General features: G+C 68.4%; 18 protein-coding genes, 1 other RNA gene and 1 pseudogene. 10 read left to right on the forward strand and 10 right to left on the reverse strand.

Going from position 1 to position 13,556, the window contains the following annotated elements; all coding sequences use genetic code 11:
• Positions 1-756: 756 nt before the first annotated feature.
• The 5 genes and pseudogenes from FB157_RS29945 to FB157_RS29965 all read left to right on the forward strand — a co-directional run bounded on the left by FB157_RS29945 (position 757) and on the right by FB157_RS29965 (position 2,694).
• Entirely contained in the window at positions 757-996 is a 240-nt protein-coding gene (locus FB157_RS29945) for a hypothetical protein (RefSeq protein WP_186581747.1), read from the forward strand.
• Positions 996-1,373, forward strand: a complete 378-nt coding sequence (locus tag FB157_RS29950) for a toxin Doc (protein WP_145883783.1) — start codon at positions 996-998, stop codon at positions 1,371-1,373. The genes FB157_RS29945 and FB157_RS29950 overlap by 1 nt, the downstream gene beginning before the upstream one ends.
• Positions 1,374-1,452: 79 nt before the next feature.
• Positions 1,453-1,563: pseudogene (locus FB157_RS29955) on the forward strand (repressor LexA); the annotation flags it as partial.
• Between the two features lie 147 nt (positions 1,564-1,710).
• Positions 1,711-2,100, forward strand: a transfer-messenger RNA (tmRNA) gene (gene ssrA, locus FB157_RS29960).
• A gap of 183 nt (positions 2,101-2,283) precedes the next feature.
• On the forward strand, positions 2,284-2,694 hold the full coding sequence (locus tag FB157_RS29965) for a hypothetical protein (protein ID WP_145883784.1): 411 nt from the start codon (positions 2,284-2,286) through the stop codon (positions 2,692-2,694).
• Between the two features lie 258 nt (positions 2,695-2,952).
• Here FB157_RS29965 and FB157_RS29970 read toward each other — a convergent pair whose 3' ends face one another.
• A complete protein-coding gene (locus tag FB157_RS29970; RefSeq protein WP_145883785.1) occupies positions 2,953-3,960 on the reverse strand; it encodes a DMT family transporter in 1,008 nt (335 codons plus the stop codon).
• Between the two features lie 165 nt (positions 3,961-4,125).
• Between FB157_RS29970 and FB157_RS29975 the strand changes: the two genes are divergently transcribed.
• Together FB157_RS29975 and FB157_RS47520 are read left to right on the forward strand one after the other, a co-directional pair.
• Entirely contained in the window at positions 4,126-5,007 is an 882-nt protein-coding gene (locus FB157_RS29975; RefSeq protein WP_145883786.1) for a LysR family transcriptional regulator substrate-binding protein, read from the forward strand.
• A 393-nt stretch (positions 5,008-5,400) separates the two neighbouring features.
• Positions 5,401-5,604, forward strand: a complete 204-nt coding sequence (locus tag FB157_RS47520; RefSeq protein ID WP_186581748.1) for a hypothetical protein — start codon at positions 5,401-5,403, stop codon at positions 5,602-5,604.
• Between the two features lie 185 nt (positions 5,605-5,789).
• Here the strand turns inward: FB157_RS47520 and FB157_RS29985 are convergent, their stop codons facing one another.
• The 4 genes from FB157_RS29985 to FB157_RS30000 form a co-directional block, all read right to left on the reverse strand.
• Entirely contained in the window at positions 5,790-6,464 is a 675-nt protein-coding gene (locus FB157_RS29985) for a two-component system response regulator (protein WP_261386628.1), read from the reverse strand.
• Between the two features lie 244 nt (positions 6,465-6,708).
• The gene (locus FB157_RS29990) at positions 6,709-6,873 is read right to left on the reverse strand and encodes a sigma factor-like helix-turn-helix DNA-binding protein (protein WP_145883789.1); all 165 of its coding nucleotides are present in this window, start codon (positions 6,871-6,873) and stop codon (positions 6,709-6,711) included.
• Positions 6,874-7,266: an RNA polymerase sigma factor gene (locus tag FB157_RS29995; RefSeq protein WP_145883790.1), complete on the reverse strand. Its 393-nt coding sequence runs from the start codon at positions 7,264-7,266 to the stop codon at positions 6,874-6,876.
• Entirely contained in the window at positions 7,250-7,603 is a 354-nt protein-coding gene (locus FB157_RS30000) for a hypothetical protein (RefSeq protein ID WP_145883791.1), read from the reverse strand. The genes FB157_RS29995 and FB157_RS30000 overlap by 17 nt, the downstream gene beginning before the upstream one ends.
• A 670-nt stretch (positions 7,604-8,273) precedes the next feature.
• Between FB157_RS30000 and FB157_RS30005 the strand changes: the two genes are divergently transcribed.
• Positions 8,274-8,615: a CGNR zinc finger domain-containing protein gene (locus FB157_RS30005; protein WP_222440972.1), complete on the forward strand. Its 342-nt coding sequence runs from the start codon at positions 8,274-8,276 to the stop codon at positions 8,613-8,615.
• 34 nt (positions 8,616-8,649) lie between these two features.
• Here FB157_RS30005 and FB157_RS30010 read toward each other — a convergent pair whose 3' ends face one another.
• Positions 8,650-9,156 (reverse strand): AEC family transporter, encoded by a 507-nt coding sequence (locus tag FB157_RS30010; protein ID WP_261386608.1) that lies wholly within the window; start codon positions 9,154-9,156, stop codon positions 8,650-8,652.
• Positions 9,157-9,178: 22 nt separating this feature from the next.
• On the opposite strand from FB157_RS30010, the gene FB157_RS30015 reads away from it, so the two are divergent.
• A protein-coding gene (locus FB157_RS30015) for an IS5 family transposase (RefSeq protein ID WP_398947503.1) occupies positions 9,179-10,014 on the forward strand; the annotation gives its coding sequence in 2 pieces (ribosomal slippage) (positions 9,179-9,485 and positions 9,485-10,014; 837 coding nt in all).
• On the opposite strand, the gene FB157_RS30020 is transcribed toward FB157_RS30015, so the two are convergent.
• Genes FB157_RS30020 through FB157_RS30030 form a run of 3 tightly spaced genes read right to left on the reverse strand, consistent with a single transcriptional unit; the run spans position 10,015 to position 11,245 of the window.
• A complete protein-coding gene (locus tag FB157_RS30020) occupies positions 10,015-10,314 on the reverse strand; it encodes a barstar family protein (protein WP_145883793.1) in 300 nt (99 codons plus the stop codon). It lies immediately after the preceding gene.
• 32 nt (positions 10,315-10,346) lie between these two features.
• Positions 10,347-10,832 carry an AEC family transporter gene (locus FB157_RS30025; protein ID WP_145883794.1) on the reverse strand — a complete coding sequence of 162 codons (486 nt, stop codon included), beginning with the start codon at positions 10,830-10,832 and terminating at the stop codon, positions 10,347-10,349.
• The gene (locus FB157_RS30030) at positions 10,829-11,245 is read right to left on the reverse strand and encodes an aminotransferase class I/II-fold pyridoxal phosphate-dependent enzyme (RefSeq protein ID WP_145883795.1); all 417 of its coding nucleotides are present in this window, start codon (positions 11,243-11,245) and stop codon (positions 10,829-10,831) included. The genes FB157_RS30025 and FB157_RS30030 overlap by 4 nt, the downstream gene beginning before the upstream one ends.
• A gap of 503 nt (positions 11,246-11,748) precedes the next feature.
• On the opposite strand from FB157_RS30030, the gene FB157_RS30035 reads away from it, so the two are divergent.
• Positions 11,749-12,423, forward strand: coding sequence for an HNH endonuclease family protein (locus FB157_RS30035; RefSeq protein ID WP_398947474.1), 675 nt, complete (start codon positions 11,749-11,751; stop codon positions 12,421-12,423).
• Positions 12,424-12,718: 295 nt separating this feature from the next.
• Here FB157_RS30035 and FB157_RS30040 read toward each other — a convergent pair whose 3' ends face one another.
• Complete coding sequence (locus FB157_RS30040) at positions 12,719-13,351, reverse strand: HNH endonuclease family protein (protein ID WP_145883796.1); 633 nt, start codon at positions 13,349-13,351, stop codon at positions 12,719-12,721.
• Between the last annotated feature and the right edge of the window lie 205 nt (positions 13,352-13,556).

Genomic DNA, 13,556 nt, shown 5'->3' on the forward strand with positions numbered 1-13,556 from the left:
CTGGACAACGACGCCGGCATGAATATCCCGCCTTCCGTGATCGACCTCAGGGGCCTGCGCGAGCATGAGACCGCATACCTGGAAGCCGTCGCCACCCACCTGAAAGACCTCAAACCGCGGTGGAGCGTGTAGGCCAGGCTCCCGCACATTGAGAGACTTCGCCGCTGCGCCGGGGCGGGCTCCGTCTTCGTTCCTGCGGGCCGGGGACGGTGCTGGCGGCGACTCTTTCGCTACGTTTGGCGGGAAGGGGCTATGTGTGAGGCGGTCCAGCCGCGTGTAGAGGGCGCGCACGAGTCGGGCGCACGAGCGCTTCGTACGGGGCGCGGTCCAGGGGGAGTTCGGCTTCAATCAGGCTGTGGGGGTCGTGGAGCACGGCATGGGTACCGCTCACCGGTGCCCTGCCGCGTCGCTCGGGGCCTGGAGGGCGAGGAAGCGGGCGTAGCCGCGGTTGGCGCGGGCCAACAGTGCCAGGGAGGGCTGGTTAAAGGCCGCGGCCTTCCGGCTGGGGGCCGGCGGTCGTGGGTGCGCTCATGAGCACCGCCTCCGCTGCTGGGTGCGTCGGTGTCGTTCGGCGCTACGGAGAGATCCACTCGGCCTCCGGCACCGATCCGGTCCAGTCCGGTGCCCCCTGATGCTCGACGGTGTCCAGGACTGCCGCCAGCAAGACGCGGACCGGTTCGAGGGAGTCCACTTCCAGCCCTCTGCCCTGCCCTGAACATCTTGAGATGCGTGGCACCAACTAGGTACCATCGGAAGATGCCATCACTGAACGTGTCCTTCTCCGACGAGGAAATGGAAGGCGTCCGCGCCGCCGCTGCGGCGGAGGGTAAGAGCCTGAAGCAGTACCTGCACGATCTCGGTGTACGCGAGATGCACCGCAAGCGGTTCGTCGCTGGCGCCGCCGCCTGGGCCGACAGGCTGCGTAGCGAGTTCGACGAGGCGTTCCCCGAGGAGGTCCCGCCTTCTCGGCGCGGCGACGGGATTGCTGCTGCCTGATGGTTGTGCACATCGATGTCTCCTGGTTGCTCGATGTCCAGGAGGCCGCCCTCGGGCACGAAGACGTGACGGTGACCGACTACTCGGCGTTGGTGGCGGCCGTGGCGCGGCACAAGACCAGAATGCCGACGCTCGAAGCATCCGACCCGGACAACGCCTGGCGCGCCGCCGCGCTCCTGCACACGATCGTGCGCCTCGAGCCGCTCCCCCACCGCAACAGCCTTTTCGCCGCTTTCGTTACTGCTCAGTACATGGATCAGTCCGGCGAGGGCATCGATCCGCCTTACGGCGCGCTGTCCGACCTCGTCAGAAAAGTCCGGGACACCCGCCTGAGCGTCTACGCCGTCGCCGACATCCTCCGCTCCTGGCGCATCTGATCCAGACAGGCCCCGGTCGGCGGGTGACGCGCTGGGGTGCCTGCCACGGAGGAAAGGGGCCGACGCGGTCTCCGATGTCATGTGCGAGATCGGCCGGGCCGACGGACTCTCCAGCACGTCCTTGGTCGCGCACCAGCTGACGGCACTGGAGCGCAGGGGTTTCCTGCGCCGCGACCCGCACCGCCCACGTCCCCTCTTCCTTGTAGGGAGGTGGCCGCCAATCCGGGTTGGGCTGGGGCCGTTCAGTCGGAACCGCGTTTTGTCGGTGCCTTGAGTGAACCCGGGGCGCCTGCCCGGCCGTTGTGTCTTTATGGGTGGGCAGAGCGTCCATCCATAAGGGGGCGATCGGTTTCGACTGCTTGTGTGGAGCCTGGAGAAGCGTGCCGAGGGATGCGGTGACGGCCTCGTAAATCTGACCACCGCAAACGATGAATGCCGACAATGAGCCGGCCGTGCGTGACACCTACTCCCTCGCTGCCTGACAGCGGCTGGGTGGTGTGACCACTGTCAGCCCGGGAAGCCTCCGGCCCGGGATCTGGCATCAGCAAGGAGGATCCACTTCCGGACCCGGCTGCGGGGCCCGGAAGGACACTCCACAGCAGCTGGGCCGACCGGCAGCGGGTCCGCACGACCGCCGGAGGCCGAGAAAAACGACACGCGGACTGCGCACGGAGAAGAACTGGCAAAGCCCTGCAGGACCCGGGTTCGATTCCCGGCGCCTCCACGTGCGGGCCGGACTGTACCTTTCCGGCTCTTCCCACAGCCCGGCCCGGCTGTGGATTGTTGCCGATCACCCAGCCCGGCCCGCCTCCCCCTTCCGGCGATCAAGCGCACCTGAACTCACGCCTCGTCGCGCACAAGGCGACGAGAGGTTTACTGGCACCTGCCTCCTAAGCACAGGGGTGCCAGCGTGGATGCGACAGAAGTGGAGACGGCGATGTCCGTGCATGAGCTCGCTTGCCATTCAGAGGCTCCCGCTGAACGCGTCGCAAGAGCCGGATGGGATGCGAGCCTGTCCACGTACTTCGCACACATATTCGACGAGGATTCCGACGGTGAGACCATCGAGGTGGTCCGGGTTGGAGCAACCCCGTATGAGGTCCTGGATCCAGACGTCGTAGTCGATGCGGTGCGGCCGTACGCTCTCATCCCCAAGGGATTTGAGGATGCCCTCGCGGCAGATTCTGTTGCAGAAGGCGAAAGCTTCATCGGACGTCCTGGCACACGCATTGTCACCGAGCTGGCCAGTCACGCCGGTGTGATGCCGGACGGAGCGGACGCAGCCGGTGATCCCTTCATCATCGTCTACCGCCTGGCGTGAGCTGGGCGCGGGGACGTTCGAGGTACTCCGTGGCGGCCGAATCGTCCAACGCAAGCGCATCGTGCACGTGTGCAGGACAGCTTTGGAGGCAGAGGGGCGATCCTCACCCCGGGACGGCGTGCAGCAGGTAATCCGTGGAGGCTGTGGAGTTGGAGTGCAGCAGCAAAGCGGCCAGAGGCGTTGTCGGTTTCGAGGGCTGCAACGTGACGGCCTCGCGGTCGCGTACGAGGCTGAGCGGCCCGAGAAGGCCGAACCCGGTCAATGCTCTGCCTTCGTGACGGGAATCTCTGTCAATCGTCCGTGCTGGTCTGCTTCTTGTTCTGATACGAAATCCACGACGCCCCGGCTCCCGTCCGCCTGGTTGCCCATCCGGTCACCCGACTGACCGGCTGATGTCCCCTGCGACGTGCTGCCGGGGCGGGTGGAGGCCCGGGTCAGGGCCACCGCGGCGACGACCGTGAAGCCGCCGAGGAGGGTGTTCCAGCCGACCGGTTCGGCGAACAAGACGACACCGAGGGCGGTCGACCAGAGCGGGGTGACATAGGTGACGGCGGCGGCGACTGTGGCCCCGGCAGTGCGGACCAGGTTCAGGTTGAGGATGTAGGCGAAACCCGTGCCGACGGAGCCGAGTACCAGTAGGGCGGTGGCTGGACCGGCCCCCGGCCAGTGCGGGACGCCTGCGGCGAGCGGGGCGACCAGCGCCAATTCGGCACCGCCGCAGGTGATCTGGACGGCGGACAGGCCGGTCGCGGAGTGTGGGCGAGCGGAGAGATGGAGGCGCAGGTAGGCGAAGCCGGCCCCGTAGCAGCAAGTCGCGGCCAGGCAGGCAAGGCCGCCCGTTGTCCCCTTGGAGCCGAAGCCGTGCCACACCCCCAGAACGGTCAGCACGCCGGCGAAGCCGAGGGCGAGCCCCACGAGGCGGCGCGGGCCGGGGTGCCGCTCCTCGGGTACGGTGGCGGCCGCGAAGACCAGGGTGAACAGCGGGGTGGTCGCGTTCATCACCCCGGCCAGAACCGAGCCGACCCGGGTCTCGCCGTACGAGAACAGAACGAACGGCACGGCGTTGAGCAGCGCTGCTGCCACCGCCGAGTGGCCCCAGGTGGCGAGGTCGCGCGGGGCTGGTTCGCGACGCAGCACGAGGATCGCCCAGAGCGCCGTCGCCCCGAAGACACAGCGCCAGCACGCCACCCAGAGCGGCGGTACCCCCGCGTCGACCGCCACCTTGATCAGCGCGAAGCTCGCACCCCAGATCGCCGACAGAGTCATGAATCCTGGCCACCACCGCCGCACCCCGATCACCCGCCCTCTCCCTCGCTCGTTTCGCCGTCCACCCCGCCACCCGGTCTTTCACCGGTCTCGCGTGACAGAGCGTGGCCCGTGGGCGGAACATGAGTCCAACAAGTGATACCGCTCTATCGATGAGGAAGTCTCATGACATCGGAGGTCAACCTCGCCCAGCTCCGGGCGCTGATCGCGGTCGCCGACGCGGGCGGGTTCGGCGCGGCCGCGACCGACCTGGGAATCAGTCAGTCCGCCGTCTCGCATGCGGTCGCCGCACTGGAGCGCGCCCTCGGCGCTCCCGTCCTGCACCGCACCACTCCGGCACGGCCGACGCCGCTGGGCGAGCAGATCCTGCCGCACGCCCGGACGGCGCTGGCCTCTGCCGCGGCCGTCTGCAGCATCGCCACCCAGCACTCGGGCGGCCTCACTGGGGCCGTCCGGCTCGCCGCGCCGACCACCGTCTGCCAGGGGCTGCTGCCCGCCCTGCTGCAGGACTGGCGGGCCGCCCACCCTCGGCTCACCGTCCGGGTATTCGAGGGTGAGGACGACGAGCTTGCCGCCTGGCTGGAGGCGGGAACGGTGGACGCCGCCGTGCTGGTGGACGCCGACGCGGTGCCGCCGGGGGCGGTGCCGCTCGGCACGGACTCGTTGCACGCACTGCTGCGCCGAGACCACCCGCTGGCCGGGCAGGAGACGGTCGACGTGGCCGATCTGGAGGACGACGACTTCCTGCTCGCCGAGGGGGGCTGCGAGCGCAGCATCCGCGACGCCTACCGGCGGGCCGGCGTACGGTTTGCGCCCCGGCACCGGATCCGCGATCTGAACACGCTGATCAGCATGGTGCACGCGGGCGTCGGGGTCTCTGTGGTGCCCGCGCTGGCGCAGCCGATGCTTCCCGCCGACTGCGCCCTCGTACCGATCCGCCCCGCCGCCCATCGCGCACTCACCCTCACCGGACCGGCCGGCCGGCCGTGGTCTCCAGCAGTGGGCGGGCTACTGGCAGCCGTCCGCACGGCGGGCATCAGGGTCTGACACGGCAGTTGTAGTTCGGGCGGCTTGCCTCGACGGACGCGGGCGCATCGCCTGGCGCACCGCACCCGATCCGACGGTGTCCACCGTCGATCGCGGCGCCCGACACATCCGCAAGAATCGCACCCGCCACCAAGACGGCTTGAAGGGACGCGTCTTCTTCGAGCCGGAGGGCGGGCTGTTCACTGTCGACGCTGTCACCGGCGGCTACGGTCCCGGCAACCACGAAGCGGCCGTTGCCCGTGATCTGCTGGACGGCAAGGCCGGCGAGTCAACTGTGCTCGGCGACTCCGCCCACGGCACCGGGGAGCTGCGCGAACAGTTGCAGGGGCCGCGGGCCACGGCCTGGTCATCAAGCCACTGCCGTTGCGGCTGGCCGTCCCAGGTGGCTTCACCATGGACGGCTTCCGCATCGACCCAGCCGTCGGCGCCGCGGCCTGCCCGGCCGGACGTACCGCCGTCCTCGGCTGCTCCCGCGACGGGTTCAGACACGGGATCGACGCCGGCGAAGGCGGCAACACCCGTGGCGGAGTTCTCCTCGCCCTCGCAGTCCACCCGAGTGCGGTGTGCGGGCGCCCTCCGCGCCTGAGCATCCGGTAGCGCAGCTCTCGCGCCGTGGATCCTGCTTCGATCGCCGTCGCATCGAACCCCGGAACGCCACTGTGTGCGCCGGTCCGTCGCCGTCAGTGTGAGGCTGTGGCAGAGGACGGCGGCGGCATCTCCTGGCGGCGCTCCGTGGCGGCGCCTGAGTGACTGCTCGGCTGCGCTGTGGTGCTGGCGGTTTCTCAGCCCTGCGGTGGCAAGGATGTGGCGTCGTCGGAACCGGGGTGGGCCAGGGCGTCAAACGCCCGCCGTAGCCCTCGGATCTGGTCCTCGAGGCGGTCTACCGAAACCCTGTTTGTGGTGTCCGTCGGCGTCTCTCCGAGGCCTTGGGTGATCGCCGCTACCCCTTCCTCTACTGCCGCAAGCCGGGCGCGGAGCTCGGCCAGAACCTCGGTCGGGTCCGCACCGGGGCTGTCCTGAAGCTTAAGGCGCAGTTGGGCTGCCTGGTCCTGGAGCTGGATGTTCTTCAGGTGGAGCTCGACGTAGACGGAGACTTTCGCCCGCAGCACCCATGGGTCGAACGGCTTGGAGGCGTATTCGACTGCGCCCGCTGCATAGCCGCGGTAGGCGTGGTGCGGACCGTGGTGGATCGCGGTGAGGAAGATGATCGGGATGTCTCGGGACCGTTCACGCCGCTTGATGTGCGCGGCGGTCGCGAAGCCGTCCATGCCCGGCATCTGGACGTCCAGCAGAATGACCGCAAAGTCGTCCGTGAGTAGTGCTTTGAGGGCTTCTTCCCCCGAAGTTGCCGTCACCAGGGTCTGGTCGAGCGCGGGCAGGACTGCCTGCAGCGCGAGGAGATTCTCCGGCCGGTCATCGACGATGAGGATCTTGGCTTTGCTCTGGGGGGCACGCAGTTGAGGTAGGGGGCGACGTTGCTCGCTCGTCCGACTCGGCGCGGGTGTCTGTACGGGCCGCTCTGGCAGGGGCGGGGCGGCGGAACCCAGGTCGGTGCCGGGGTGGGGCGTAGCGCGCCGGATGTGCTGTTTGATCAGCTCAAGTCCGGCGTGCGAGTCGAAGACGGCTTCGAGGGGGTGTCCGAGGGCGGCTTCAGTATCGTGCAGGGCCTCATCGAGTGCGTCGTGCGGCGTGGTGGCGTCGTCAGTCATCGCTCGCCTCCCCGGTCGCGGCGAGAAGTCGGGCCCGGGCCTGGTGGATGAGATTGCGTACGGTGCTCGCGGAGACTCCCATGTCGGCGGCGGCCTCGGCGGTGGAACAGCCTGCCAAGTGAACGAGGACAAGAGCCTGTCGCTGTCGCTCGCTCAGTTATCCAACCGCCTCCATCATGCCCTGGTAGGTCTCTTTGAGCACCACATGGTCTTCGAGGAGAATACGATCGTCCGTGGGCTCGCTGTCTTCCAGCACGACGTGGCGGGAGTGGCGGCGGCGGGCGAACAACACGTGGCGGACCGCCGTTTTGATCAGCCATCCCTTCCAGTTGACGATCTCGTTGAGGTGCAGTTTCTGCATGTGCTCCCAGGCCTTGATGAAGGCGTGCTGAGTGGCATCCCAGCCATCCGCGGTGCACCCGGCCGCGGCCAGAGTGGCCTTGCGCAGCACGACGCGGTGATAGGCCGCGTAGAGGTCTTCGATCTGTTTCTCCCAGACGGCCTCGCGCTGTGGCGGGTCGGGCGGGGGTTCGTCAGCTGTCGCGCTCATCGATGCTCCCGGCTGCCGGGGGAAGGGTGATCTCCCATTCCGCGGTTGCCCTCCCCTGGCTGTCCACCGACTTGAAGCGCACTTGTGTGCCGTCACGCCCCTGCTTCAGGACGGCCGTCACCGCAGTCCAGCGGGCACGTTCCCGCAGCCGGTATGCGACCGCAGCCCCTATCGTGCCGAGCACAGGCAGCAGTGTGAAGACCGCCAGCCCCGTCTGCTCACCCATCCCGATCACCGCTCTGTTGACGACAACTACGCACACCTCATGGAGCGTTGGGAGCACGAAACCGTCTAGGCCGCGGCAGGTTCTACAGATCACGACGTCCGCCTCGCTCATCTGGTGACCGCGGTGATCCGCGGGAGCGCGCGGCTCCCAGGCAAGGCCGGTGGCCGGCCTGCGCTCTTCTCCCAGCCCGTGACCCACCGGGGTCGGCTCGACCCCCGCACCATCCCCGCTGTCCTGCCCGAGCACTGGGCGGCTTTGCTGGACGATCTCGACGCGCCGAGACGGCAGCTACGACGGGACGCAGCGTCCGCCTCGTCCAGATGGCCACCGGCCGCTCCCGCCGCTCTGCCGCCCTCTGCCTCGAAATCTCCTGGGCTCGCTGCAGTCCACCGCCGTCACCGTCCGCGCCTGGCAGAAAGAACCAGGCAACGCCGGGGCGTGTCGGAAGGCCCTGCACTGGGTCGCCGGAATCGCTGTCACCGAAGGCCACGGCTGGGAGGGGACGCCCCGGGCCGGCCAGGTGGTGTGTGGAAAGTGCTGGTTGTGTCATGGCAGGCGATCACGGCGGGTGCATGACGGGGCTGTGCTGCAATGGGTGAGTGAAGTTTGAGCATGACAACATGGTCGGTGTCCGTCTGGCTGTGTCGCTGGTGAATCTTGAGGCGGGTGGTTCGTGGCGGGCCGAGGCGTTGGAGCAGGTGCTTGAGCGTCATGCGATTCGGCGTGCGCGCGTCACCGGTTCGGCCGGCGAGGAGATCAGGGCGTGGTCGCGGCGGCTGCGATGTGTTTTCGAGGCTGCCTCGCAGGACGAACGGTGCGAGACGATCAATGCCCTGCTCGCCGACGGTACCGGAAAGGTCTATCTGACCACGCACGACGGGTTGCGGCCGCATCTGCACTTCACGCCGGACGGCCAGGACGTGCAGAGCCGTCTGCGGGCCGTGACCGCGGGAGGGCTGGCCATCTTCGCCTGGAGGCCGAGGGCCGGCGCCTGGGGGTGTGCGCGTTGGATTCGTGCCGGACGGCCTTCGCCGACACCAGCCGTAATGGTCGCCGCGCCTATTGCAGTGCTCGCTGCGCCAACACGGATGCGGTCCGCCGCCACCGTACGCAGCAGGGCTGACAGCGGCTGGCAGCGGGCCGAGGGCCCGCAGCCGTCAGACGGGGAGCAGGCACATGACCAGCGGGACGGTCGCGATGCCCAGGAGGGTCTGTGTCGCGGTGATGCCCGCCATCATCGGTGCGTCCCCGCCCAGTTGTCGGGCCATGATGTACGACGACGATGCCGTGGGCAGGGCCTGAAAGAGCACGGCGACGAGCAGTGCCGACGACCCGAGGCCGAGCGGCTGGGCCAGCAGGAAGGTCACGGCCGGCATGAGAACGAACTTCATGGCCGAGGACGTGAGAATCGAGCCCGTCCACGCGCGCGCCTGGCCGAAGCGCAGCGCGGCGCCGATGCACAGCAGTCCCAGCGGCATCGAAGCGGCTCCCAGCGCCCGGAGTGCCGGCTCGATGCCCGGTGACAGACGCAGGTGAAGAGCCTGGAGGAGGCCGCCTGCCACGCACGCGAGGATGAGCGGGTTGGTCAACAGCTGCCGGATGATGCCCGTCAGACTTAGAGCGTGTCTCTTTGGTGAGCTGGTCAGTTGATCGGACGTGCCCATCCGGTTAGTGATCACTGATGCGATGTGGGTCCGGATCAAGCCGCTGATGCCGGCCGACCCGGTCCGCGGTCGGCGATGGGCCGACCACCGCCGCACCCTTGAGGCCATTGCGTGGAAGTACCGCACCTGTTCGCCCTGGCGGGACCTGCCAGAGGAGCTTGGCTCCTTCCAGACAGCGCACAAGCGTCTCATCAGGTGGGCCGTCGACGGCACCTGGGCACGGATCCTTGCCGCTGTCCTCGCCAGCGCCGACGCTGATGACGACGTGGAGTGGACGGTCTCGGTGGACTCCACCATCTGTCGGGCCCATCAGCACGCGGCTGGCGCTGTGAAAAGGGGGCTGATCAACGGTCCGAACCCGACGATCACGCACTCGGCCGTTCTCGTGGCGGCCTGACTACGAAAGTACATCTGGCCAGTGATAACCGGGCACGGCCGTTGGCCTTCTACGTCACAGCTGGTCAGGCGGGTGATGCTCCGGCATTCGAGGCCGTCATGGCCAGAATCCGCGTCCCGCGACGCGGCCTCGGCAGGCCCAGGACTCGACCGGAGACCGTCCTCGCGGACCGTGCCTATTCTTCGCGCGCGATCCGCAGCCATCTCCGGCGGCGAGGCATCCGCGCCGTCATCCCGCAGCCTGCCGACCAGGTCGGACACCGTCTGCGGAGAGGGCGAGCCGGAGGCCGGCCACCAGGTTTCGACGCGGAGGCATACAAGCAGCGCAACGCCGTCGAACGGTGCATCAGCCGCTTGAAGCAGTGGCGTGGTCTGGCCATGCGCACGGACAAACTTGCCTTGGCCTACGAGGCTGCTCTGCACCTGGCGGCCATCCTGATCTGGTCCCGCTCGACGCAGTGATCAGAGCAGCTCGTGCACGACCAGTCGCGACTGCTTCCCCGAAAAGGCTCTTCGTAGGGCTCGAGCCTCACGATTCCGGGCAGCGAAGACTCCTTGCTTGTCCACGTGCACGACCAGGACGTCGTAGCTGTCGATGACCTCGGAGACGCCCCGTGTCTGGATGGTGTCCCGCCAGGCTTCCGTGTTCCGGCCGAACCACTCCGGCAGTCCGCAAGGCTCACCCACGGCGTTCCAGAAGTCATCAAGCGTCTCGATCGGCCTACCTCGCAGGTCAACCACCAGTTCCGACTCCTTGGCCATAACGACAGAGTAATCGGCCCTGTTCCAAGGCGTCAGGGCTCCAAAGAGACAGGGCCTAGGCGGGCGTCGCCGAACCGGGCGAAGACCAGCACGCACAGCACGTTGACCGTGGGCACGATCGCCGCGTTGCAGACCGCGGCCATGGCCACGCCCTGCGTGCCGTACAGGCCGGAGGCGATGGCCACGCCGATGTAGTTGTTGAATCGGATGCTGCCCTGGAAGACCGAGGTGAAGCCGCCTGCGGGCAGCCGCATCAGGGGCCTCAGTGCGATGACCAGCGCGGCAATCCCCACGGTGGAAGCGACCAGGACCGCTGTCAGGGTTCTCACCGGAAGGCCGTGGGGGGGGGCGGCCGTCGCCAGGCCGTGCAGGAACAGGGCCGGCAACAGCACCCGGTAGCCGAGGCTCTCGGCCCCGGACCAGAAGCTCTCGCCCTGGATCATCCACCGCTTGACGACGAAGCCGAGCCCGATCAGCAGGACGACCGGTATCAGTGCCTTGAGTGTCAGTGCGATCACGAGGCGACTGCGTCCAGGACGTCGACGACGGTGGGGCAGCCCTCTTCCAGCGTGATGATGCCGGTGGCGAAGGAGAGTCGCAGATGGTCCGGCGCTCCGAAGGCGCTGCCCGGCACCGTTGCGCATCCCGCGCACCCCACCGCTACCTGGGCGTCCGTGCATTCCAGTGCGCGATCCCGCTCCACCGCGTGCCGCACGGCCCGGCGCAGTTCGGGCAGCCCGTTGGCGGGGCTGTATCCCAGCACGCGGCTGGCCGCCTCCTGGGCTGCGGCAATGACATGAGCGGGCGGGGCGAAGTCGGGCTCACCGAGCGTGAGATCGACGAGGTTGCGGCCCTTGGCGCGCCGCTCGGCCGCACGGCGGGCCATCTCCAGGACGGGTGATCCGGCAGGCGCCGCCAGGCGACCGGTCACCGCGCATTCCTCCCCCAGGGGATCGGCAGCCGCGCACGGTGGAAGGTCACCTTGTGCCGCCGGCGCGGATGTCCAGGGGCACCGAGTATCGGGGAAGGCATGCGGACAGACTGATGTAACTGTGCGGGGCACTACAACCATTACATGGCAGGCTCAGGAGTCGTACGAAAGGGCCGGTCACAGTCGCCCCTCGAGCGCCATCCCGGCACCCCGGCGACCGGCCCCTACCTGAGAGCCGCACGCCGCCGGCGCGTCGCTGAGCATCGACACTGTCTGCCCAGACCGACCATCTCGCTCAGTCGCAGTTGCCAAGGACTGTCTGTTCTTCGTGACGGCAGGCTCCGGGCGGGTTTCGGTGGTGCGACTTTCCACCCGGGCGAGTGAGCGGAAAGTGGTGTCGTGCATGGGCCGTCCCGGCAGCCGGTACGAGATCACGAACCTGTCCATGATCTTCGAAGGGAAGGCCCGTGCGTCACCCCCGCCTCCTGGGCACAGCGGCTGCCGTGTCCTCAGCGTTCGCCGCTCTGCTCGCGCCCACCACCGCTCACGCTGCATCCCCCACACCCGCACACGCCATCTCCTCGCAGCGCCACGCTCCCGGGGACCCGATCACTCTGCCGGTCCGCGACGCCCTGGCGGCGCTGACTGTCCAGGACGAGAGCCGCGCCGGTTACAACCGTGACAAGTTCAAGTACTGGACCGACGCGGACAAGGACGGCTGTAACACGAGGGCGGAGGTGTTGTTGTCCGAGGCGGTCAACGCCCCTGAAGTCGGGCCTGGTTGCACCCTGACCGGCGGGTCTTGGTACAGCCCGTACGACGCCCAGTACTTCGACAGCGCCCGCAAACTCGACGTCGACCACCTGGTCCCTCTCGCTGAGGCCTGGGACTCCGGCGCCTCGACCTGGACAGCGAAGGAGCGCGAGCTCTACGCCAACGACCTCGACGACGAGCGCGCCCTGATCGCCGTCTCCGCCGCCTCCAACCGGTCCAAGGCCGACCAAGACCCGAGCACCTGGCTGCCTCCGTACGCCGGCTACTGGTGCACCTACCTCACCAACTGGGTCGCCGACAAAACCCGGTACCAGCTCACCATCGACCCCACCGAGCAGACCGCCCTCGCCGAACGCCTCGCCGCCTGCCCCAACCAGCCCATCACCGTCACCCTCACCCGGTAGACGGACGCCGACCCGGCCGCCCCCGGTGGTCAGCACGGGCGGCCAGGGTGCCCCGCCTTCACATGCCCCCTGCAGTGTCCCGGCACCGAGTGTCTGCGGGGCAGCGCTGAAGGGTCCCAGGCCGACTACGGCTCGGGACCCTTCGCCGAAGACGCAGGCCGCATGCCGGCTCGTCCGGTCAGCAGCTCCGCGCGTGGCACTGACCTGGCCGAGCAGCCAGCTGTCACCGGCCTGCTCGGGTGAACGAACCACCCGGACCACATACGGTCCACCGCTTGGCGCGGCCCGGGCGCGGTCAGTTGGTGCAGGTGTCGAGCATGGTCGACAGCGCAGACTTCTCCGCGTCCGTGGTGGTCAGCTTCCAGACGGACTTGATGTGCGTGTAGTCCTTGGCGTAGGTGCACCAGAAGACGTGGTTGGTGGGCTTCCAGTCAGCCGGCCCGCTGTCGGACTTGGAGGAGTTCGCGGACTCCGAGGCGATCAGCAGTTGGGGGTCCCCCAGGTCGTTGCCGAAGTCCTTGCGCTGGTCCGCGGTCCAGGTGTCGGCACCGGACCGCCAGGCTTCGGCCAGCGGGACCATGTGGTCGATCGTAGCCTGGGCGACGTTGGTGACGGTGGTGTCGTCGTAGACGGAGTACCAGGAACCGCTGGTGGGCTGGCAGCTGCCCGGCTTGTCCTGCACGTCTTTGCCGTCACGGGCCAGGACGGCCTGGCGGGTGGTGCAACCGTCCGGCTGGGTGGACCAGATGTCGAACTTGTCCCGGGCGTAGCCGTCCATCGAATGCGGAGCGGCCACGGTGAGCGCGGCCAGTTCTGCGCGTGCGGTTGCCGTCGAGGACGGCGCGGGCGGCTCCGCGAGGGCCGGGGCGGCACAGACGCCCATCAGGAGCAGGGTGGTTGCGGGCAGGCCATAGATGGCGTTGCGCATGAAGTCTCCAATAGGGGTGGGGGGTTGGAGATGCGCACATGAGGAAACCGCAGTCCCGGCATGCTTCACTACGCGCGTTGACCAGATGCGACAACTCCCCCACGCCGCCTTCACCCCACGGTCACCCGCCGCAGCTTCGACCGGCCCGGCACGCCGACCCGACGAGCGTCCTCTAGCTTCCACCAGGGCATGAGTTCGGCAAAGA

The organism is Streptomyces sp. BK340, from assembly GCF_007827595.1.
GTDB lineage: Bacteria > Actinomycetota > Actinomycetes > Streptomycetales > Streptomycetaceae > Streptomyces.